Origin of the sequence: Bradyrhizobium sp. dw_78 (assembly GCF_018449525.1) — a bacterium.
Classification (GTDB): domain Bacteria; phylum Pseudomonadota; class Alphaproteobacteria; order Rhizobiales; family Xanthobacteraceae; genus Bradyrhizobium.
The window spans coordinates 545855-566105 of record NZ_JAAVUS010000001.1 but is presented as its reverse complement, the minus strand read 5'-3'; the positions used below and the strand labels follow the sequence as shown (position 1 = coordinate 566105).

General features: G+C 61.8%; 19 protein-coding genes. 10 read left to right on the top strand and 9 right to left on the bottom strand.

What is annotated here, in order from left to right; translation table 11 throughout:
• The first annotated feature begins 229 nt into the window (after positions 1-229).
• On the top strand, positions 230-2017 hold the full coding sequence (locus HB630_RS02560; protein WP_213769855.1) for a chloride channel protein: 1788 nt from the start codon (positions 230-232) through the stop codon (positions 2015-2017).
• Between the two features lie 6 nt (positions 2018-2023).
• Here the strand turns inward: HB630_RS02560 and HB630_RS02555 are convergent, their stop codons facing one another.
• The 3 genes from HB630_RS02555 to HB630_RS02545 are packed head-to-tail and all read right to left on the bottom strand — an operon-like array spanning position 2024 to position 5518.
• The gene (locus HB630_RS02555; RefSeq protein WP_213769854.1) at positions 2024-2746 is read right to left on the bottom strand and encodes a GntR family transcriptional regulator; all 723 of its coding nucleotides are present in this window, start codon (positions 2744-2746) and stop codon (positions 2024-2026) included.
• 31 nt (positions 2747-2777) lie between these two features.
• Positions 2778-4373 carry a GMC family oxidoreductase N-terminal domain-containing protein gene (locus tag HB630_RS02550; protein WP_213769853.1) on the bottom strand — a complete coding sequence of 532 codons (1596 nt, stop codon included), beginning with the start codon at positions 4371-4373 and terminating at the stop codon, positions 2778-2780.
• Between the two features lie 17 nt (positions 4374-4390).
• Entirely contained in the window at positions 4391-5518 is a 1128-nt protein-coding gene (locus HB630_RS02545; protein ID WP_213769852.1) for a mandelate racemase/muconate lactonizing enzyme family protein, read from the bottom strand.
• 102 nt (positions 5519-5620) lie between these two features.
• On the opposite strand from HB630_RS02545, the gene HB630_RS02540 reads away from it, so the two are divergent.
• The 4 genes from HB630_RS02540 (at position 5621) to HB630_RS02525 (ending at position 9333) form a co-directional block, all read left to right on the top strand.
• Positions 5621-6391 carry an ABC transporter permease gene (locus HB630_RS02540; protein WP_213769851.1) on the top strand — a complete coding sequence of 257 codons (771 nt, stop codon included), beginning with the start codon at positions 5621-5623 and terminating at the stop codon, positions 6389-6391.
• A complete protein-coding gene (locus HB630_RS02535; protein ID WP_213769850.1) occupies positions 6388-7215 on the top strand; it encodes an ABC transporter ATP-binding protein in 828 nt (275 codons plus the stop codon). The genes HB630_RS02540 and HB630_RS02535 overlap by 4 nt, the downstream gene beginning before the upstream one ends.
• Positions 7216-7244: 29 nt before the next feature.
• On the top strand, positions 7245-8240 hold the full coding sequence (locus HB630_RS02530) for an ABC transporter substrate-binding protein (protein ID WP_213769849.1): 996 nt from the start codon (positions 7245-7247) through the stop codon (positions 8238-8240).
• Between the two features lie 130 nt (positions 8241-8370).
• Positions 8371-9333 (top strand): tripartite tricarboxylate transporter substrate binding protein, encoded by a 963-nt coding sequence (locus HB630_RS02525; protein WP_213769848.1) that lies wholly within the window; start codon positions 8371-8373, stop codon positions 9331-9333.
• 40 nt (positions 9334-9373) lie between these two features.
• Here the strand turns inward: HB630_RS02525 and HB630_RS02520 are convergent, their stop codons facing one another.
• From HB630_RS02520 to HB630_RS02495, 6 genes are all read right to left on the bottom strand, one after another.
• Positions 9374-10339, bottom strand: coding sequence for a magnesium transporter CorA family protein (locus tag HB630_RS02520; RefSeq protein ID WP_249780669.1), 966 nt, complete (start codon positions 10337-10339; stop codon positions 9374-9376).
• Between the two features lie 128 nt (positions 10340-10467).
• Entirely contained in the window at positions 10468-11343 is an 876-nt protein-coding gene (locus HB630_RS02515; protein WP_213769846.1) for an aldose 1-epimerase family protein, read from the bottom strand.
• A gap of 74 nt (positions 11344-11417) precedes the next feature.
• Positions 11418-12395 carry a HEAT repeat domain-containing protein gene (locus HB630_RS02510; RefSeq protein ID WP_213769845.1) on the bottom strand — a complete coding sequence of 326 codons (978 nt, stop codon included), beginning with the start codon at positions 12393-12395 and terminating at the stop codon, positions 11418-11420.
• Positions 12396-12403: 8 nt separating this feature from the next.
• Positions 12404-12637 (bottom strand): ferredoxin family protein, encoded by a 234-nt coding sequence (locus HB630_RS02505; protein ID WP_213769844.1) that lies wholly within the window; start codon positions 12635-12637, stop codon positions 12404-12406.
• 34 nt (positions 12638-12671) lie between these two features.
• Entirely contained in the window at positions 12672-14414 is a 1743-nt protein-coding gene (locus HB630_RS02500; RefSeq protein ID WP_213769843.1) for a fumarate reductase/succinate dehydrogenase flavoprotein subunit, read from the bottom strand.
• A gap of 164 nt (positions 14415-14578) precedes the next feature.
• Entirely contained in the window at positions 14579-15352 is a 774-nt protein-coding gene (locus HB630_RS02495) for a ferredoxin--NADP reductase (RefSeq protein WP_213769841.1), read from the bottom strand.
• Between the two features lie 320 nt (positions 15353-15672).
• Between HB630_RS02495 and HB630_RS02490 the strand changes: the two genes are divergently transcribed.
• The 5 genes from HB630_RS02490 (at position 15673) to HB630_RS02470 (ending at position 20250) form a co-directional block, all read left to right on the top strand.
• Positions 15673-15963 carry a DUF971 domain-containing protein gene (locus tag HB630_RS02490; RefSeq protein WP_213769840.1) on the top strand — a complete coding sequence of 97 codons (291 nt, stop codon included), beginning with the start codon at positions 15673-15675 and terminating at the stop codon, positions 15961-15963.
• Positions 15964-16077: 114 nt separating this feature from the next.
• Positions 16078-16860, top strand: a complete 783-nt coding sequence (locus tag HB630_RS02485) for a Crp/Fnr family transcriptional regulator (protein WP_213769839.1) — start codon at positions 16078-16080, stop codon at positions 16858-16860.
• 185 nt (positions 16861-17045) lie between these two features.
• Positions 17046-18467, top strand: a complete 1422-nt coding sequence (locus tag HB630_RS02480; RefSeq protein ID WP_213769838.1) for an ABC transporter substrate-binding protein — start codon at positions 17046-17048, stop codon at positions 18465-18467.
• Positions 18464-19366, top strand: a complete 903-nt coding sequence (locus tag HB630_RS02475) for an ABC transporter permease subunit (protein ID WP_213769837.1) — start codon at positions 18464-18466, stop codon at positions 19364-19366. The genes HB630_RS02480 and HB630_RS02475 overlap by 4 nt, the downstream gene beginning before the upstream one ends.
• Positions 19363-20250, top strand: coding sequence for an ABC transporter ATP-binding protein (locus HB630_RS02470; protein WP_213769836.1), 888 nt, complete (start codon positions 19363-19365; stop codon positions 20248-20250). The genes HB630_RS02475 and HB630_RS02470 overlap by 4 nt, the downstream gene beginning before the upstream one ends.
• The last annotated feature ends 1 nt before the right edge of the window (position 20251 follow it).

The window sequence follows — 20251 nt, the reverse complement described above, 5'->3', positions numbered from 1 at the left end:
GATATCACGCGAAAAATCCTCGGATTGATGAAGGCCGCAGGCTGCATTGCCTCTGCGAAAGCACAGAACACAGGCTTAAACCGCGCTTGGCGAAGGCAAAGCGGAACGGAGCGCGATGACGTATCGCTGAACTTTCGATGACCAAGGGTAGCTCCCGCCGTTGCGGGCCAAATCGCATCGAAGACCCTGGACTCTGCGTCGTTCGTTCCGGCATGGCGCAAGGTGCAGCATGACCACGATCGCCGCACCCGATGCCGCCAAGCGGCCCACCTCCTACCTGCTGCCGCTGGGCTTGCGCAATTTTGTACGTAATTTCGAAACCGGCCTGGTCACGATCGCCATCGTGATCGGCCTTCTTAGCGGGCTATTGGTTGCAACCATCGCGCATCTGAGCGAGATCGCGCATGCCCTGTTGTTCGACATTCCCTTCGATGCGCGCCTCAGCGCTACCGGTGTCATTTCCTGGCAGCGCACCCTGCTGATCCCGACCCTTGGCGGGCTCGTGCTGGCGATCATCGGCGTGATCGCCGCTGGCCGGCTCAAGGGACAGCAGCTCGCCGACGCGATCGAGGCCAACGCGCTCTATGGCGGCCGTGTGTCCTTTCGCGGCAGCATCCTGATCTCGGTGCAGACCCTGCTCTCCAACGGGTTCGGCGGATCGGTCGGCCTTGAGGCCGGCTACACCCAGATCTGCGCGGCGTTCGGCTCGCATATCGGGCAGCGGCTGGCCGCGCGCCGCAACGACATGCGGCTATTGGTCGCCTGCGGCGCGGCCGGCGCGATCAGCGCGGCCTTCTCCGCGCCGCTCGCCGGCACCTTCTTTGCCTTCGAAGTCGTGCTCGGCGCTTATACATCGGCCAGCCTGGTGCCGGTCATCGCCAGCGCGGTGGCATCCTGGCTGGTGACCCGGCACCTCGCGCATCAATCGTTCCTGATGGTGCCAGGCTTCCCTTCGGCGGTTTCCGTCGAGATGATCGGTCAGACCGCCCTGATCGGCGTGATCTGCGCCTTCGCCAGCATCATCGAGATGCTCGCGGTGGCGTTTTCCGAGCGATGCTTTCAGAAACTGTCGCTCTTCAACGGCTTCCTGAGACCAATGGTGGGAGGAGTCCTGCTCGGCTCGCTGGCGCTCCTTACCCCCACAGTGCTCGGCGCCGGCCACGGCGCGATGCAGATTCTGCTCGTCAGCAACCCGACCTGGCTGCTGCTGACGACGACGATCATTTTCAAGATGTTGGCCTCGGCGCTATCGCTGGGGTCCGGCTTTCGCGGCGGGTTGTTCTTTGCTTCGCTGATGCTGGGCGCGTTGACCGGCCAGCTTTACAGCGTCGTGCTGAGCAGCCCGTTTCCCGATCTCGCCTTGCAGCCAGGCACGGCGGCGATCGCGGGACTCGCGGCGTTCGGCACCGGCGTGCTCGGCGCGCCCTTCAGCATGGTGTGTCTCGCGCTCGAGATCACCGGCGATTTCTCGGTGACGGTGGGCGCCGTGGTCGCCTCCTCGGTCTGCGCGCTGATCGTGCGGGAATTGTTCGGCTACAGCTTCGCGACCTGGCGCTTCCACCTGCGCGGCGAAGTCATTCGCGGGCCGCAGGATGTCGGCTGGGTCCGGCAGTTGAACGCCACCTCGCTGATGCGCTCCGACTTCGAAAACGCGCTGAGCGCGATGCCGGTCGCGGAAGCGCAAAAGATGTTTTCACCGGCCCAAGTCAAGCAGATCGTGCTACGCGATCCCAACGGCGTCTATGCGGGCATCGTAACCTCGGCCGATCTGCACTCGATCGCGACCGACGACAATCTTCCGCTGGCGACGATCGCCCGCCAGCAAGACGAATTCCTGCTGCCGAATGCCTCGATCCGCGACATCATGGCGACTTTCGAGCGTTCCGAGGCCGATGTGCTTGCTGTCGTCGATCGCGCCGATCATCGCGCCACAATCGGCACGGTCAGCGAAGCGCATGTGCTGCGAACCTATGGCGAGGAATTGGAACGGCGCAATCAGGAACTGTTCTTCCGGTAGACTATCCTATGGCCGAAGGTCCATATCGATCCGCACGAAGTCGCCACGATAGGTGACCTCGCCGAGATAGATCACGGTGCGGTCGGCGGAGGTGAACACGCGCCTGACTTCGGCGACTGGCGAATTCAGCGGAACCTGCAACAATTTTGCCGCCTCCAGATCCGCCGTGCCGATCGTCAGTGTCTGCCGCGCGTGCTTGATGGCGGGATCGCGCAGATCGTTCAGAATCGGGATCACGGTCTCGCTGCGGAAGCGTTTGGGCGACCGTCGAAAGATCTTCTCGTCGAGATAGATCGAGATCACGCAATAAGGCCGTTTGTCGCGCGAATGGACGCGGCGCATGAAGACGTATTTGGTCGCGGGCTTGCCATCTCCGGGCAGCAGCGGCGCGTCGGTGCGGCTTTCCGAGATGTTGATAATCTCCGGCGAGGTGTCGCGATAGACCTCTGCAAGATCGCTAAGCGTAGTCTCGACCTTGAGCCAGCGATCCTGCTTCACCATGCCCGTAACGAAAGTGCCACGGCCCTGCTGGGCTTCGACCACGCCGTCACGCGCCAGCAGCTCCACAGCCTGGCGAATGGTGACGCGGGAGACGCCGAATTCGGTCGCCAGCAATTCGTTGGCCGGCAGGCGAAAGCCCTGCGCCCAGATGCCGCGTGCAATCCGCTGCCGGAAAATATCGGCGATTTGCGCGTATTTCGGAACGTGACTGTCGGAGATCAATTCCATCTCACGTCCTCAAAGGTTCAGAAACAATCAGCTATGCCAGAACAAGAGCGGCGCCTCTTTCCCCGATCATCAGGCTGGTCGCATTGGTGTTGGCGGAGGTGACCTGCGGCATCACCGACGCATCGATCACGCGCAGCTTCTCCACGCCACGGACACGCAATTGCGGGTCGAGCACGGATTGTTCATCGCTGCCCATCCGGCAGGTGCCGACGCAGTGAAACACCGTCCCCCCCGTATTGCGCGCGAACTCCCAAAGGCCGGCCGGGCTGTTCACCGCCTCACCCGGCACAACCTCGATGTCCCAGAGATTGCGGAACGATTTCTGCCGATAGATATCGCGCAGAATCCCCAGGCCTGAAACAATCGTCTTGCGGTCGATCTCCTCGGCAAAATAATTCGGCTCGATCCGCGGCTGCTCGAACGGATCGGTCGAGCGGATCGCGAGCTGGCCGCGCGATTTGCCGTGGCACTGCCAGGTCGACGCGGTGAACCCGGAATAGCTGTGCAGGGGATCACCGGGCTTGTCGACCGAGAGCGGCATGACGTTGAACTGCACGTCGGGTCGGCCGCCGATCGCATGTTCGGTACAGGCGGCGCCGCCGACCTGCCCCGCGCCCACCGTCAAAGGACCGCTGCCGGCGAGCAGCCATTGCAGGCCCATCCTGGTGAGTTCGACGGGATTACGAACCTGGTCGTTGAGCGATATCCGTTCCTTCAGGCGGACGATCAGCCGGGCCTGATAATGATCCTGCAAATTCTTTCCGACCTCGGGCGCGTCGGCGATGACGGGAATGCCAAGTCCACCCAGCAGATCGGCTGGACCGACACCCGAGAGCTGCAGGATCTGCGGCGACTGCAACGCCCCCGCCGACAGGATGACCTCGCGGTCGGCACTCGCGTTGAACGCCTGACCGCCCATGATCCATTCCACGCCGGCGGCGACACGTCCCCGAAACGTCACCTTGCTGACCTGTGCGCCGGTGATGATAGTCAGATTCTGCCGCGGCGCCGCCGGGCGCAGGAACGCCGACGCCGCGCTGCTGCGCCAGCGCCGCCCGATACCGAGCTGATAGGCCCCGACGCCGAACGTCGTCTCTCCATTAAAATCCGGATTGCGTGGCAGCCCGTATTCGACGCCGGCCTCCACCCACGCCGCGGAAGCGCGATTGTTGCTGCGCAACTCCGACACCTCGAATTCGCCGAGGCCGCCATGATACTGGCTTTCCCCGCCGCGGTAGCGTTCGTAACGGCGGAAATACGGCAGCAGTTCGCGATAATTCCAGCCGGTCGCGCCCATGCGCTCCCAATCGTCGAAATCTTCGTGCTGGCCGCGGATGAAGATCAGGCCGTTGATCGACGACGAGCCGCCGATGACGCGGCCGCGCGGCCACACGATCGCGCGCCCGCCGGTCGCCTCGCTCGGCTCTGTCTTGAACAGGCGAGAAAAGCGCTCGTTATAGATGGTCCGATAGTAGCCGACCGGAAGCTTGAGCCAGAAATCACGGTCCGATCCGCCGGCTTCCAGCAGCAGCACACGGCAGGACGGATCGGCGGAGAGCCGGTTCGCCACCACGCAACCGGCAGAGCCGGCGCCGACGATGATGTAGTCATACCCTTGCGCCGCCATATGCAATTCCCGCCCGATCACGCTGTCCGGTATTGTTCAATCGAGGAAAGATCGGGCTCGATGCCGAGGCCCGGATCGTCGCCCAACGTCACCGTGCCATCGCTCACATCGGCGACCGGACCGCACAAGCGATCCCGTAGCGGGTTGTCGTTGGCATCGACCTCCAGCAAGCCGTCGCCGCCAACACCGGCGAGCAGATGCGCCGACGTCAGCAACCCAATGCCGCCACCGAGATAATGCGGACAGAACCTTTTGCCAGCTGTCAGGATATCGCGCGCGATCGCGGCGCAGGCGGTCAATCCGCCCCATTTGGCGATGTCGGGCTGCACCACAGACAATACGTTATCGCCAAGCACCTGCGCGAAGCCCTCACGGCTTGCGATATTCTCGCCCGCCGCAATCGGCACCTCGCTGCGTTTGCGCAAAGCCTGCCATTCCTGCCACGGCCGATCCGCACGAATGGGTTCTTCCAGCCAGGCAAGATCGAATTCGGCTAGCGCAGGGACAAGCTCCAGCGCGCGCTCGATCGACCAGCCCTGATTGGCGTCGGCCGCCAGCATACCGGTACCCACCAGCGCACGAAGCGCCGCCAAATTGGCGCGATCGGCCGCTGGCTCGAAACCGATTTTCAATTTCAACGCGCGATGCCCCCGGCTCATCGCGGCTTCGGCCGTCTCACGAGAGCCGGTTGGGTTGATGCCGCTAGCATAGACCTTGATCATATTTCCTTGGCCGCCAAGCAGCTTCCACAACGCCGTGTTGCGGCGCCGCGCGACGAGATCCCAGATCGCGAGATCGATGCCCGCAATCGCCTGCGCGAACGGTCCGGGCTCGCCGGATTGCAGCGCGAGCACCGAGGTGCCCTGCGTCACGGCCTCAAAAATTTCCGATGGTTCGCTGACGGCACGCCCGCATATGCCCGGCGCCAGCACTTCGTTGACGAGCCGCGCGCGGTGCTCGGCGCCGGTCGATGGAAAATTCGACCAGACTTCGCCCCAGCCGGCATGGCCGTCCCCGTCCTCGACCCGAACGAACACCGCGGGCCGGTTCAACATCCGGCCGAACGAAGTAACGACCGGCGTCGCCAGGGGATAGCGGTAGCAGAAGGCCTGGACGCTCCGGATGGTAAAGATCTGCGATGTCATTCCCGTCATCCGAAAGTGCGGCTCGACGCCTCTTGTATGGTCATCCTATCTATAATATGACCTTGTCCAGTTCAACCGTAATTGCAACCGGAAACGCCAGATATGAAGGGAAGTGTCGCGAGACGCTTTTTATTGGGGCTCACACCGTGGGTCGGCGCGGTCGTGCTTTGGTATGCCGTGCGCTGGAGCGGTTTAGTCAACGCCGCACTGATCCCCGCGCCACACCAAGTCGCAGCGAAATTCGTCGAGCTGTTGCTGCATGAAGGCCTGCTGATCGATATCTACGCTTCGACCCGCCGCGTCTTGATAGGGGTCGCGCTCGGCATCTCCGCCGCCGTTCCCGTCGGATTCCTACTTGGCTGGTACCGGCCGGCGCGCACCTTCGCCGATCCCATGATCAATTTCTTTCGCGCCCTGCCTCCGATCGCGCTGATTCCGCTGGTCATCGTCTATTTCGGAATCGACGAGGTCGCAAAGTTGGTGATCCTGTTTTATGCCTCGTTCTTTTCCGGCGTCATCGTGATGTACGAAGGCGTCGCGCAGATCACCCCGCTCTATATACGCGTCGCGAAAACGCTCGGCGCCGGCGAATTTGAGATCTTCCGCAAAGTCATCATTCCGCTCACGGTGCCGCACATCCTAACCGCACTGCGCGTGGCGCTCGGTGTGGCTTGGGCAACGCTCGTGGCCTCCGAACTCGTCGCCGCGCAACGCGGGCTCGGCGCCATGATCCAGAATGCCTCGACCTATTTCCTGCTCGACGTCATCTATGTCGGCATCATCTGCATCGGCCTCATCGCGCTGGTCATGGACTTGATCCTGCGCAAGATCAGCGCCCGCCTGCTGGCGTGGCAGGAACGAGCCGCGTCATGAACACAACCGCGACAAGCGCCAGGCGCGTACAGTTCAATCACGTGTCGCTGACCTTCGGCACGCCGAAGGGTCCGCTCAAGGTCGTCGAGGACGTCACCTACGACATCAACGACGGCGATTTCATCGCCGTGATCGGTCCATCCGGCTGCGGCAAGACCACGATGATGAGCATGCTGGCCGGCTTTCAGAAACCGACCACCGGCCAGGTGCTGTTCGACGGCAGCCCCGTGAAGGGACCGGGTCCCGAACGTGGCGTCATTTTTCAGGAATATGGTGTATTCCCGTGGCTGACGGTGAAGCAGAACATCGCCTTCGGCCTGCAACTGAAGGCCAACCATGTCGCCGCCACCGAACGCGAGCAGATTTGCGCACACTATCTTGACCTCATGGGCCTTTCGGATTTCGCCAATTCCTATCCGAAGCACCTGTCCGGTGGGATGCGGCAGCGGCTCGCCATCGCGCGGGCCTATGCCGTGAAGCCGCAATTTCTCCTGATGGACGAGCCGTTCGGCGCGCTCGATGCCCAGACCCGGTCCAATATGCAGAACCTGCTGCTTCGGGTGCTGGCGACCGAGGGCAAGACCGTCATGCTGATCACCCATTCGGTCGAGGAAGCGATTTATCTCGCCTCCCGTATCGTGGTGGTGACGGCGCGCCCGGCCCGGATCAAGGAGATCATCGAGGTCCCATTTGCCTATCCGCGCGACGAATCGATTCAGGAGCGGGCCGAATTCGGCGAGTTGCGCAGCCACATCCGCGAACTCGTCATGAACGAATACCGGGCACAGCAAGCGCAGATGCGCCCGGTGTCATTTTCGGAATAATAGATAAAATCAAACGGAGGGAGAAAACCATGGATCGGCGTCAATTTCTGACGACAACGGCCGGCGTTGCGCTTGGGGCCTTTGCAACTTCCGCACCCGCGATCGCGCAGGCCAAGACAAAAATCCGCGTCGGCTATCTCCACACGGTTGCGGTCGACGGCCAGATCTGGACTGGCATGGACCAGGGCTTTTTCGACAAGCAGGGGCTCGATCTCGAACTGCGCCAATTCAATACCGGGCTCGAAATCTTCCAGGCCCTGATCGGCGGCAGCCTCGACGTACTCGCCACCGGCGCGGTGCTCTCGAATTTCCCGGCGCGCAACCAGGGCAAGGTGTTCCTGATCAACGACATCGAGGTCGCAACCGCGCAGCTTTGGGTGCGGGCCGATCAGGGCATCAAGACCTTCGCGGATCTGAAAGGCAAACGCATTGCGACCGCAACCGGCACCACCGCGCATGTCTTCCTCGACAAGGCGCTGCGCGCCAACAAAATCGACCCCAAGGATGTCGAGTTGCTCAACCAGAGCATGCCCGCGGCGGTGACGTCGTTCATCTCCGGCGCCGTTCCGGCCGTGGCGCTCTGGGTGCCCTTCAACATCACCGTGCGCGACAAGGTCCCCGGCGCGGTCAAGCTTGCGGACGCGTCCGCCTTTTATCCGCAAGCCGCGATCGTCGGCGGCTGGGCCGCCGCCAACGACTATTATGAGCCCAACAAGGAAACACTCGCCAAGCTGATCAAGGGATGGGCGGAGGCCAACGACTACATCATCGGGAACAGCAAGGAAGCGATGGAAGCCTTGCAAAAGGCGCATTACAGCCAGACCCCGCTCTCCGACATCAATGAGCAGTTCAAGGCGCAGAAGATGTTCTCTTCCCGCGACTGGAAGCGGCTCTATTCGGACGCCACCGTGACCAACTGGCTGCAGCAATCGACCGACTTCTTCATGGCCAACGCAGGCGTCAAGGACTTCACGCCGGCGAGCAAATATTTCGATCCGAGCCTTTATCTCCAGACGATCGCCTGACTGGAGCGCGAAGGGCGGCTACACGGCCGCTGTTCGCACAAAGAGCTCGGAAAAAGCAAGGTGCCGGGCTGGCGCCTTCGCGACGCGCCCGATATCGTTCCTTGCCATATAAAAGAGATCGGAGGAAACGATGTTCAAAGCAGCGGCGCAGGCTGCCGTACTTCTCGCTTTAGGGGCGGCTCCATCGGCCGCGCAGACGCCCTACCCTTCGCGCCCCGTCACGATGGTCGTCCCCTTTTCCGTCGGCGGATCGACCGATCTGATCGCGCGGGTGCTGACCAAATACATGTCGCCCATCCTCGGACAGCCCGTCGTCGTTGAGGACAAGGGCGGCGCCGACGGCGCGATTGGCTCGGCCTACGTGACGCGCGCGGCGCCGGACGGATATACGATCGTGCTGGCCACGACGAGCACCCATGTCATCAATCCCCTGCTCTACAAGGACATCCAGTACAACCCGGTTGAAGACTTTCAGCCGGTCTCGCTGGTCGCGCAGGCCCCGAACATTCTGGTTTCAAGCCCGGGCTTCGATGCCAGGTCCGTTAGCGACGTGATCGCCCGCGCCAAGGCGGCTCCCGGCACACTGAACGTCGCGACTGGCGCAACGATGCATCTTCTGAATGCGGCGATGTTCAAGAGCATGGCGAACGTCAGCTGGGTCGACGTCCCCTATAAAGGCAGCGGACCTGCGCTGAACGATCTGATGGCCGGACAGGTCGACCTGATGTTCGACCAGCTGCCGTCCTCGCTCGCCCAGGTGCAGGGCGGCCGGCTGAAGGCAATCGCAGTGACCTCCGCTAAGCGCACGTCGGTCGCGCCCGATATTCCGACCGTGGCCGAGTCGGGGCTGCCCGCTTTCGAAGCGGTCTCCTGGTGGGGCGTCCTCGCGCCGCCGAAAACGCCGCCCGAAATCGTTGCAAAGCTGAACGCCGCCATCCATGCCGCGCTTGCCGACCCGAATCTTGCTGACATCTTCAAGACCATGGGCCTTGAAGCCCGGCAGAGCACGCCGGAAGAATTCTCCCGGCTGCTGATCGAAGAGCGCGCCAAATGGCAGAAGGTGATCGCCGACAACAATATCGTGGTGAATTGATCGGGACCAACCGGAAGCAGCTACGCCGATTTGACGAGCCTCAGTCGAACCAGCCCTGCCGCTTGAACCAGAACAACGGCAATAGCCCGCTGGCAATCACGGCCAGGCAGGCCAGCGGATAGCCGAGCGTCCAGTTCAGTTCCGGCATGTTCTTGAAATTCATGCCCCAGACACCAACCAGAATCGTCGGCGGCACGCCGACGACAGACACGATGGTTAGAATCTTGAAGAGATCGTTCTGCTGGATATTGATGAAACCGAGAACGGCATCCAGCAGCAGCTGGATCTTGTCCGACAATCGCGTCTCATAGTCGCTCAGGGAGGCAACATCCTTCGAGACGGCCTTCAAGCGAGTCCTTGCAGCGGGCACGATCCATTCACTGGCGACGTCACCGGCAAAGGTTGCGATCCGGCCGACGCCGAGCAAGACATCGCGCGCCTTGGCCAACCGCTCCGCGAGTACACCTACATTCTCCAGCGCTTCACGCAGCCTACGGCTGGAGCGGACCGGACGTTTCGTACGGATCAGCCCTCCCCTGAATATCGCCCTCGACAGATCGTCAATCGTCGCACCGAGATGCTCAAGAACATCGGCGCCGCGATCGACCATCTCTTCGAGCAGGCTCGTGAACACGCTCATGCCGTTCTGCAAACTATCGTCGGAAGTAATCCGCTGTGCGACATTGTCGAAAATCGACAGCTGCGAAAACCGAACGGTCACGAGCGCACGCGGTCCGATGATGAATCCAACCGATGTCAAATAGGCTTCGCCGTCCTCATCTTGCCGCACGGCCGGCGAACTGAGATAAAGCAGACCGTGATCGAAGATCAACCGGCTCGACGCTTCGATCTCGCTCAACGCGTCTTCGGACGGCACCCGTATCTTCAGCACCCGTTCGACGAACTGCTTCTCTTCCGCCGACGGCGTCACAAGATCGATCCAGATGATCTCCGGAGCAAGCTCGGGGCCGGCGCTTCGCCAATCGTCGCTTTGGCTCCGGTACATTCTCAGCAAGGCAATCGGTCTCCATTCACAGCGATTCTATGCCGATTGTAACCCGCCAGCCGCATGACTCGTTCCAGGACGCACAGGATCGGTCCGATGGTAAGATCCCGCCGCGCACCCCAGCGCCATCAGCCCCGGACGCCGACGCGATATTTCAGAACCCGCGTCTCGGCTGGAGCAATATGCATCAGGCCCGGCTTGTGAATGAAGTCCTCATCGATGGCCTCCGGACTGGCAAAGCCGCGCCAGGGCTCGACACAGATGAACGGCGCGCCGCCAGGCTTCGACCAGATTCCAAGCTCCTGGAATCCGTCCCAGGATAATTCGATCGATGGGCCACGATCGGCGCCATAGCGGACCGATGTGCTCACCAGCCGATCCAGGATGATGGCATCGTCGTCGAACAGCCGCTCCGACAGCGCCAATTTTCTGCCGTTGACCGGACTGGTTTCCGGCATCGCCCGCATCAGGCCGCCGCGCAGCCGCCGGATCGGCGCGGACTCATCATGCGAGAACGTGATCTCGTAGTCTTCCTTGGCGAGACCCGGCAGCAACGGCCAATTGAACGCCGGATGGGCGCCGATCGAGGCCGGCAGCATCCCCTCACCGGTATTGGTCACTTCAAAGGTGACGTCGAGGCCGGAATTGGCGACCGCGAAAGCAACTACCAGCCGGTACGCGAATGGATAGCGCTTGCGGGTCTCCGCATTGTCGGTGAGGAGCAGCGCGCATGAGGCAGGCTCGCGCGCCACCCAATCGAACCGCAGATCGCGCGCAAAACCGTGCTGCGTCATCGGGTAGGTTTTGCCGTTGTGTCGCAACACGTCGTCCTTCAAACGGCCGACGATCGGGAACAACAGCGGCGAATGGCGCGGCCATTGCGGTCCGGCCTGCCACAGCAGTTCACGCCCGTCGGCGTTCTTCAGCGAACAGAGTTCGGCGCCGTCAGCCTTGACGGCTGCCGTGATCCCGCCGCCGCGAAGGGTGTGGACCTCACCGGCCATATCCGCACCTGGATGATGTCGCCCGAAACGACCACCGTCATAGCGCGCCAAGCGGTGCGGCGTCGAGCCCCCGTTCAGGAACTGATTTTGGCTTTCCTCGCCGTGATCTGCTGCAACGCCCAGCGCGCATTCTTGCGTACCTCGGGATCGGAATCGTTGGCCACCAGCGCCAGAAACGGCTCGGCAGCGGAATCGGCGATCTCGCCCAGCGCTGCGGCGGATTCTTTACGCAAATTGGCCTGCTCGTGCGTGATGCAGCCGCCGATCGGCCGCACCGCGCGATCGACCTTCATCTTGCCGAGGCTTCGGATCGCCTTGAGCCGCACCTGCCAGAATGCGTCCGACAACGCCGCGATCAATTGATCCGCCGCGACCAGCCCGTTGGCGTTCGAGCCGAGGGTTTCCGCGGCCATCTCGCGGACCATCCAGTCCTCGTCCTTTAACGCGCGGGTGATCGAATCGGCTGCGGGCTTCATCTGCGAAAAGGCCAGCGCGCTGACGGCGGCGCGCCGGACATGGGCGTCCGGATCGGCGGTCGAGGCGGTCAGCGCCGGAATGGATTCCTCGAGTTTCAGAAAGCCGATCACGCCGATGGCCTGGACGCGAACCGCGGCATCCGCATCCTGCAGCGCTTCCAGCGCGGGCTTCAGCGTATCCTTGCGCCGCAACTCCTTCAGCGCCCGCAGCGCGCCCATCCGCACGAAGGCATGTCCATGTGTGACCAGCGGCAGGATCGCGTCGGCGCAGGCCGGATCCTTAAATTCGGCCATGCTGTCGGCAGCGGCGGAGGCAACGATCGGTTCGGGATCGACCAGCAATTGGGCCAGCGCCGCCGCCGATTCCGGGCCGTCGAATTCGCCGAGCGCCATCGCGACCTGCTGGCGCACCCCCGCGTCGGGATCAGAGACCATGTTCTTGAGATATCCGACGGCAGCCGGATCGCCGGATTGCCCGAGTGCTATGATCGCGACGCGGCGCTCGCCGGGATCGGCGGCCTGAAGACGCTCGTCCGCGTCCTCGAGATCATCGTAGGATTCGAACGGACTCGACATGGCAGCCTCTACTTCAGGAGATAGGGAATATTGACGGTGACGGCGCCGGTCGGGCAATCGGCCTCGCACGGCATGCAGTACCAGCATTCGTCATAGGCCATATAGGCCTTGCCGGTCATGTCGCTGATGCGCAGCACATCGAGCGGACAGACATCGACGCAGACGGTGCAGCCCTTGTCCGCGATGCATTTGACGTCATCGACGACGACCGGCACGGAAGTCTGGTAACTGGCGAGAGGCATGATTGGTCTCCTGTTGGACGTGTTCGCAGCAATGTCAGGCGCTGGCGCGGATGCGCTGCTTGTCATAGAGGTCCTTCTCGTCATCGGCGACCGGGACCACATAAGGCTGCACGGCACGTTTCTCGCTGGTCATCCTGCCGTCCTTCTTGCTCAGAAGGGTGTGGCAGAACCAGTTCTCGTTGTCCTTGTCCGGGAAATCGGTCCGCAAATGATAGAGGCCCCAGCGGCTTTCCTCGCGATAGAGCGATGCGTGGGCGGCCATGTCGGCGCAGTCCAGAATCGACTGGGTCTCGAGCGCGCGCAATAGCTCGTGCGCGTTGCGCGCGATCATCTGCTGCTCCATATCCTGCCGCACTTCGGCAAGGCGGCGCTGGCCAAGCTCGAACTTGCGCGTGACCTTCGGCGGTTGCAGATAATCGTTCACGAGACGGCGGGCCTTGTATTCGATCTGGTTCGGTGGAATGCCGTCCTCTCGCCTGGTCGGCGCCATCACGCGGTCGTACTCCTTGGCGACGTCGGCGGCGTCGAAATCCGCGAAGTCATGGTTGTCGGCGAACTCCATCGCGTCGGTGCCGGCAACGGAGCCATTGGTGAAGGCGCCGAGCATGTAATTGTGCGGCACGCTCGCCATGTCGCCGGCGGCATAAAGTCCCGGCACGGTGGTGCGCGCGAAATCATCGACGAAGACGCCGGAGGCGCTGTGCCCCGAACAGAATCCGATCTCGGAGATATGCATCTCGATCGATTCGGTCCGGTAGTTCGTTCCACGCCCCTCCTGGAACCGTCCGCGCGTCGGCCGCTCGACCTTGTGCAACGTCGATTCGATCTCCTCGATGGTCTTGTCGTGAAGATGCTTCAACTGAAGGAACACCGGCCCCTTGCCGGAGAGCAGTTCGTTGTAGAATTCGAGCATCATCTGGCCCGACCAGTAGTCGCATTCGATGAAGCGGTTGCCTTCGTTGTTGGCGGTGAACGCGCCGAAAGGGCCGGCGACATAGGCGCAGGCCGGCCCGTTGTAATCCTTGATCAACGGATTGATCTGGAAACATTCGAGGTTCGCGAGCGCGGCGCCGGCATGATAGGCCATCGCGTAGCCGTCGCCGGAATTGGCGGCGTTTTCATAGGTCCCGAACATGTAGCCCGAGGTCGGCAGGCCCAGACGGCCGGCCGCGCCCATGCAGAGAATGACGGCCTTGGCCTTGATAACCAGCATTTCGGCGGTGCGGGTGTTGATGCTGATCGCGCCGGCGACGCGGCCATCGCCCGACGTCAGCAGGCGCGTCGCCATGTAGCGGTTCGAGATCAGGATGCGGGCACGACGAAGCTGCCGGTAAAGCGCTTTCTTGACCGTCTCGCCGTTCGGCATCGGCAGCACATAGGTGCCGATATGATGCACCTTCTTGACCGCGTAATCACCGTTCTCGTTCTTGAGAAAGCGGATGCCGAAACTATCGAGTTCCTCGATGATTCCGTAACAGTTTTGCGCGTATTTATAGACCGCCTTCTGGTCGACGATACCGTCGTTCGCGATGGTGATTTCCTTGGTGTATTGCTCCGGCGTCGCGTAGCCGGGAATGACGGCGTTGTTCAGCCCGTCCATGCCCATCGAGATCGCGCCGGAGCGCTTGACGTTCGCCTTCTCCAGCAGAACGACATTCGCCTTCGGATTTTTCAATTTCGCCTTCAGCGCCGCCATCGGCCCGGCCGTGCCGCCGCCGATCACCAGCACGTCGCAGGATACTTCCGAAGATCCGCCGACTATCTCATCCATGGCCATCGTTGTCTCCTGGTTCGCCGGCGCTGTGGCCGCCATCGTGCTAGGGTCGTTCAGGCGGCTGTCCGGCGATAGCAATTAGTTGTCGCCGGAACGAGAATTCCAAGGTTTGGCCCATTTGCCTCTATCGAAGCGGCTCCTTGGTCAACAAAGAGGCAAGCGCGCTCCTACCGCTCGACGAAGGCCTTCTCGATCACAAAATGACCGGGCTCGCTGTGATTGCCTTCGGTGAAGCCGTGGCCGGTGAACATGGCATGGAGTTCCTCCAGCATGCCGGGGCTGCCGCACAGCATCACGCGATCAGTCTCGCGATCGAGCCCTGAAAGTCCGACATCGTGGAAAAGCTGGTTCGACGCGATCAGGTCGGTGATCCGGCCGCGGTTGCGGAATGGCTCGCGGGTCACGGTCGGATAATAGACCAGCTTGTCGGCGATCAGCGGTCCGAACAATTCATCCTGCCGGAGCTTCTCGACGAGACGTTCGCCATAGGCGAGTTCGGAGACTTGGCGGCAACCATGCGCCAGAACGATGGTTTCGTAATTCTCGTAAATATCCGGATCCTTGATCAGGCTGGCGAACGGCGCCAGCCCCGTGCCGGTCGACAGCAACAGCAGCCGTTTGCCGGGAATCAGGTTTCCGGTGATCAGCGTGCCCGTAGCCTTGCGTCCGACCAGGATCGGGTCGCCTTCCCTGATTTTCTGGAGCCGAGAGGTGAGCGGCCCGTCGGCGACCTTGATGCTGAAGAATTCGAGTGTCTCTTCGTGGTTGGCGCTGGCCATGCTGTAGGCGCGCAGCAGTGGCCGACCTTCGATTTCAAGCCCGATCATGACGAACTGGCCATTCTGGAAGCGGAAGCCGGGATCGCGGGTCGCGGTGAAGCTGAACAGGGAATCGGTCCAATGCTGTACCGACAGCACTGTTTCGGTCTGAAAAGCGCTCATCGTCCGCCTCTCCTTCGCTTTGTCCGATCGTCAAAAGCGCATGGCATGCACTGCGATCGAACGTTTCGACGAGAGACGGATTCCGCGCAACGCTGAACATCGATTCCCGGTCGATTAGTTTCACATTTCGCCAGGACAGGTTAAACACTGCATCAGCGACCACTGAATTTTATCAGGATGCGGCGGAAGCAGAAGCCGATCCGGAAAGTTTGGAGCAAAACGGCTGGCCGACCGATGCGGCAGGCAATTAGTTGCTATCCAACCGGCAAGCGACGCCTTAATTGTTCTTTGCGAGGGGTCTGGCCGTGACAATAGCCGCGATGGTTGCACCGACAGTGGTCGATTGCGGAGTGAATTCCGATCTGGCGTCGCTTTCGCTGACGACATCGGATGGGCGACAACTTGCGCTTACGGCAGAGGCGCTTCGCGCGGCCTGTAAATGCGCGCACTGTACGCGCGCGCGTTTTGACGGGCGTTTTCCGCAAAACTTCCCGGGTATCGCGATCGTGGAAGTGGCCGATCTCGGCTACGGCCTGAACATTTCCTTCTCGGACGGGCACAACCGCGGCATCTATCCCAAGACCTATCTATTGGATCTCACCACCCTTTGATTTCACTTGCTTTTTCGGCCCCGAGGCCGGATGCCCGGGAGACCACTCGGATCTGTTGTCTGGCATGAAGATTGCTGCTTTCTGGATTGGTTCTAAGTCATCCGGAGGCTAGTCATGTTGCAGATCGCGAGCGGAGTGCGCGGCGGTACGCCTTCAGCGTCCGGACCCGCGGGACCGAGCGCGAACTCATCGCTGCTGCTCACCGAAAGCCCGCAATGGATCGGCGGCCCACCATCGCTGATCGAAAGGCTGACGCCGCGGGAGCGGGAGATCGTCCTCAAGCAGGGCCGCCGCAAGGTTCTCAACCGCGGCCAGACGCTGTTCAGCCAGGGCGCGAAGCATGACGGCATCTACCTGATCGAGAGCGGCCGCATCCGCGTGTTCTACACCTCGCCGCAAGGGCGCGAGATCACGCTGGCCTATTGGCGCGCCGGCAATTTCGTCGGCGGCCCGGAGGTGTTCGGCGGCGGCATCCACCAATGGTCGGGCCTTGCCTCGAGCAATTGCAGCGTCGTCCATCTTCCCGGCAAGGAGCTGCGAACGCTAGCAACCGAGATTCCGAATCTTGCGATCGGACTGATCGAGGGGCTGACCTTCAAGGGCAAATGCTATTCCGCCCTGGCGCAAATGCTGGGCACCCGTTCGATCACGCAGCGGCTCGCGCATCTGCTGCTGCATCTGATGAATCTCTACGGCGTCGAGGATCCCGACGGGGTGGTGATCGCCGCGGCGTTCACCCATGCCGATCTCGCGCATATGGTGGGCGCAACCCGGCAATGGGTCACGATCAGCCTGAAGCGGATGCAGGAAAAGCGAATCGTCCTGACCAAGCGGTCCCAGATCGTGGTCTGCCGTCCGGATGTGCTGGAGGAAATGCGCGGGCAGGCGGTGGATTAATTAAAAGGATTGCGGATTAAAGCCGCTGCATATGCAATTGGCTTTGAGCACCGAAATTGCCCAACGACTATGCAACGGGCTTTTCCCGGCAACTAATCCACCATAACGGCCAGTCCTCATTTGCCCGGAGCGCCCCGCCAACCAATCATGGTAGCCGCAGAACATCCAACCGAATGAGGATGAGAATGGCCCGCCACGCTCCCGCACTCTCGATCGCATTGTCAGTTGCATCTCTGGCCCTGATGCTGGCGCAGCCGGCCGTAGCGGAAACCGTCACGATCGGCATCGGCACACAGGATACCACGACGAACACGGTCACGACCGGAACAGTGATCCGGCAACTGCATCTGCTGGAAAAATACCTGCCGACGACGGGAAAATATGCCGACATCAAATTCGACATCGAATGGCAGAATTTCACCTCCGGGCCGCCCGTCACCAACGCGATGATGGCGGACAAGCTGCAATTCGGCATGATGGGCGATTATCCGCTGATCGTGAACGGCTTCACCTTCGAGAACAATCCCGACAGCAAGAGCCGCCTGATCGCGGTTTCGGCCTACAGCCTGTCGGGCTCGGGCAACGGCATCGTCGTCCACAAGGACTCGCCCTATTACGAACTCTCCGATCTCAAGGGCAAGCTCGTCAGCGTGCCCTTTGGCTCCGCTGCCCACGGCATGGTGCTGAAGGCGATGCAGGACCGCGGGCTGCCGCCGGACTACTTCCAACTGGTCAGCCAGACGCCCGAAGTCGGCTCGACCAATCTGCAGGAAAAGAAGATCGACGCGCATGCCGACTTCGTTCCGTTCGCGGAGCTGTTGCCGTTCCGCGGCTTTGCGCGAAAAATCTTTGACGGTGTGGAGACGAATCTCCCGACCTGGCACGGCGTCGTCGTCCGCACCGACTTCGCGGAAAAATATCCCGAGGTGGTCGTCGCCTATATCAAGGCGGTCATCGCCGCCAATCAGTGGCTCAAGGCGGACCCGAAAGCCGCGGCCGAGAAGATCCAGGAATGGACCGGCATCAACAAGGAAGTCGTCTACATTTTCCTCGGGCCCGGCGGCAACATGACGCTCGATCCGACCGTCAAGCCGCAGCTCATCGATGCCGCGGCGGCCGACGTCAAGGTGCTGCAGAACCTCGGCCGCATGAAGGAGTTCGATCCAAAGAAATGGGTCGCCGATTCCTACATCCGCAAGGCCTATGCCGAGATGAAGCTCGATTACGACGCCGAGCTCGCCAGCACCAAGAACTACGAAGTCTCCGGCGAGGACAAGTTCTGCAAGAAGCCGATCACGGAACCTCGCAAATCCGGCGAAGTGTGGGTTGACGATGAAGGCATCCTGCCCTTCAGCAGCGCCATGTGTGCGCTCGGCGCCTATGCGGACTTCAAGGCCAAGGGCAAGAAGATCGACGTCGCCTATGTCTTCGACACCGCGCGCGGGATCAAGCTGTTTGCCGATCAGGCCTTCTATGCCGTAGGCAGCGGCGATGTTGAGCCATTCCTGTTGAAGAAGGATGCCGAGGCCTACGCCGCCAAGAACAACGGCAAGGTGCTTGGCTTCGAGGACGCCGTGAAGGCAGCCGTCAGTGGGGGCAAGACGTGAGCAGTTCCGCGCTCGTACGGCATCCGGCGGAAGCCGAGGCTCCGGCGGCCGCGGCGGAACAGGCGCCGGCCGTGACACCACCGCACCAAACGGCCACGTTCGGGGCGATGGCCGCACGCTGGTATCGGCTCAACAAGGGCAGGCTGCGCGCGATCGCGGTCGGCTCGATCTCGCTGATCGTGTTTCTGGTCGCCTGGCATCTCCTAACGAAATACCGCGTGGTATTCTTCGTCCGCTTCACCAACGTACCCTCGCCGCTTGCGGTCTATGACAGCTTCAAGCGCGCGATCCACGACCCGATGTTTCTCATGCATGTGGCGTTGAGCTGCCGCCGCATCCTGCTCGGCTTCACACTCGCGGCGCTGGTCGCGGTGCCGCTCGGGCTGGTGATGGGCCGGTTCAAGCTGATTCACGAAATGATCTTCCCGGTCTCCGAAGTGCTGCGTCCGATCCCCGCGATCGCATGGGTTCCGATGGCGATCATGCTGTGGCCGACCAACGAGCAGAGCATCGTCTTCATCACCTTCCTTGGCTCGTTCTTCCCGATCCTGGTGAATACGTTGCACGGGATGACGCTGGTCGATCCGGTGCTGGTGCGCGCCGCGCGCTGCCTCGGCGCCCGGGAAGCCGCGATCTTCCGCGAAGTGTATTTCCCAGCCTCGCTGCCGCACATCTTCACCGGACTTACCGTGGGCATGGGCGTGGCCTGGGTATCGCTGATCGCGGCCGAAATGATCTCCGGCCAATACGGCATCGGCTATTTCACCTGGGAAGCCTATTCGCTGGTCCAATACTCCGACATCGCGCTCGGCATGATCGCGATCGGCGTGCTCGGCCTGACCTCGAGCCTGCTGATACGCGCCATCGGACGGCTGGTGATGCCCTGGGGGCGAGCATGAACCTGATTGACACCAAGAGCGCCGCAGCAACGACGACCAAAGGCCACGTCGACGTCAAAAATTTCTCGCTGAGCTACGAGACCATCGACGGCTCTTTCGAAGCCGTCACCGACACTCAAATTCACGTCAAGCCAGGCGAATTCGTTTCGATCATCGGTCCCTCCGGCTGCGGGAAATCGACGCTGCTGAACGCGGTCGCGGGTTTCCTCAAGCCCACCACCGGCACCGTGACCGTCGACGGCGAACTGGTGAAGGGACCGAGCGCCGAACGCGGCATGGTGTTCCAGCAATATTCATTGTTCCCCTGGAAGACGGTGCGCGAAAATGTCGAATTCGGCATGAAGATGCGCGGCATGGATCGTTCGCAGCGTGAACGCGCGGCGCGCACCCTGCTCGGCCTCGCCGGGCTCGAGGCGTTCGAGAAGCATTATCCCGACCGCCTTTCCGGCGGCATGAAGCAGCGCGTCGGCATCGTCCGCGCGCTGGCCACGGGACCGAAAGTGCTGCTGCTGGATGAGCCGTTCGGCGCGCTCGACGCGCAGACGCGCGTGATCATGCAGCAGATCCTCACCAATATGTGGCAGCGGCTGAAGATATCGGTCCTCTTCGTCACCCACGATATCGACGAGGCGATCTTCCTCTCCGACCGCGTCTACTGCATGACCGCGCGTCCCGGCTCGATCAAGGCGGAGATTCCGATTCCGCTGGAACGTCCGCGCCAGCAGTCCATGATGATGTCGTCTGAATTTCTGGCGCTGCGGCGCGGGCTGATGTCCCTGATCCGGGAAGAGAGCCTGAAGGCGATGGGCGGCGAGATCACCGATCTCGGCATGCAGGGGCTGAATATCGAATTGCAGGGGCAATCCCTGGCCGACGTGCTTTAAT